Origin of the sequence: Streptomyces alkaliphilus (genome assembly GCF_014141535.1) — a bacterium.
Taxonomy (GTDB): domain Bacteria; phylum Actinomycetota; class Actinomycetes; order Streptomycetales; family Streptomycetaceae; genus Streptomyces; species Streptomyces alkaliphilus.
Genome location: NZ_VKHT01000999.1, coordinates 1 through 1,797 on the forward strand (window position 1 = coordinate 1; position 1,797 = coordinate 1,797).

Annotated in this window: 1 protein-coding gene; it reads left to right on the forward strand. The window is 73.8% G+C overall.

What is annotated here, in order from left to right; translation table 11 throughout:
* The coding region (locus FNQ90_RS21885; RefSeq protein WP_407699419.1) for an ABC transporter ATP-binding protein at positions 1 to 1,797 on the forward strand (1,797 nt) is incomplete at both ends.

Genomic DNA, 1,797 nt, shown 5'->3' on the forward strand with positions numbered 1-1,797 from the left:
CCGCCCCCGCCTCCACCCCGGCCTCCACCGTGTGGTCCGTGGCGCGGCGGCACCGCATCCCGCTGATCGGCGGCATCCTGCTCGGCCTGCTCGGCGTGGCCGCCACCCTCACCCAGCCCCTGGTCATCGGTCGGCTCATCGAGAACGCCGGTGCCGGCCGGGCGTTGACCGGCGTCATCGTGTTGTTGGCCGCGCTCTTCCTCGCCGACGCCGTGCTCTCCGCCGCCCAGTCGTACCTCATCGGCCGGGCGGGGGAGAACATCGTCCGCGACACCCGAACCCACCTCTCCGAGCGGGTGCTGCGCGCCGACCTCGCCCACCTCCAGGGGCAGCGGATGGGAGACGTGCACACCCGGCTGGTGGCCGACACCTCCCTGGTGCGGGTCGCCCTCTCGCACAGCCTCGCGCAGCTGGTCATCAACGGGCTGCTCGTCGTCGGTGGCATCGTGCTGATGGCCTGGGTCGACCCGGGGCTGCTGCTCATCACCCTCGGCTGCCTGGGCGTGGCCAGCGCCATCTCGTTGTGGCTGGCCCGACGCCTGCGGGTGGAGGCCGTGCGCAACCGCGAGGACACCGGCGAGTTCGGCGCCGACCTCCAGCGGGTCCTGGGCGCGCTGACCACCGTCAAGGCGTCCCGGGCCGAGAGCCGGGAGCGCGACCGTCTGGGCGGTCTCGCCGAGCGGGCGCGACGCTCGGGCATCCGCGCCACCGGTTACGGCGCGCTGCTCTCCCCGTCGATGAACGTCGGCCTGCAGATCTCGCTGGCCGCCGTCGTCGGTGCGGGCATGGCCCGGGTGGCCACCGGATCGTTGAGCCCCGCCGACCTGACCACCTTCGTGATGTACCTGTTCTACCTGGTGTCGCCGTTGGTGCTGTTCTTCCTGTCGATCGGTCAGTTCCAGCAGGGTCGGGCCGCGATGCAGCGGGTGGACGAGCTGGCCGGACTGCCGCAGGAGGAGCGGGGGGAGGGCCCGTCCACCGACCCCGACGCCGGGGCGGGTGCCGACGCCGGGGACGAGCCGGCCGGGGCGCCGGGAGCGGCGGTGGAGTTCCGCGGGGTGCGCTTCTCCCACGGCCGGGGTCCGGACGCCCGCCCGGTGCTGCGGGACGTCTCCCTCACCGTCCCCGAGCGCGGCCTGACCGCCGTGGTCGGTCCCTCGGGGGCGGGCAAGACCACTCTCTTCCAGCTCGTGGAGCGCTTCCACCGCCCCGAGGCCGGAACGGTGTTCGTCGACGGTCGGGACATCTCCCGGCTTCCGCTGGACGAGCTGCGTGCCCGGGTGGGGTACGTGCAGCAGGACAGCGCGGCGATGCGCGGCACGATTCGGGAGAACCTCGTCTACGCACGCCCCGACGCCACCGAGGAGGAGGTGGCCGAGGCGGTCGCGATGGCCGGGCTGGAGGAGATGATCGACCGGCTGCCGCGCGGCCTGGACACCGAACTGGGCGACCAGGGTGTCGGGTTGTCCGGCGGGCAGCGGCAGCGTCTGTGCATCGCCCGCGCGCTGCTCCAGAAGCCGGACGTCATGCTGCTCGACGAGGCCACCTCACAACTGGACTCCGACGCCGAGCAGGCGTTTCGCCACACCCTGCGGCGGGTGTCGCGGCGGTGCGCCGTCGTGGCCATCGCCCACCGCATCTCCACGGTCGTGGACGCCGAGCGGATCGTCGTCCTGGAGGCCGGGCGGGTGCGCGCCGTGGGCGACCACGGGACGCTGATGCGCGAGGACGCCCTCTACCGGCGACTGGCCGAGGCCCAGCTGCGGTCCGGGTCGGGCGGGTCGGATGGGTCGGGGG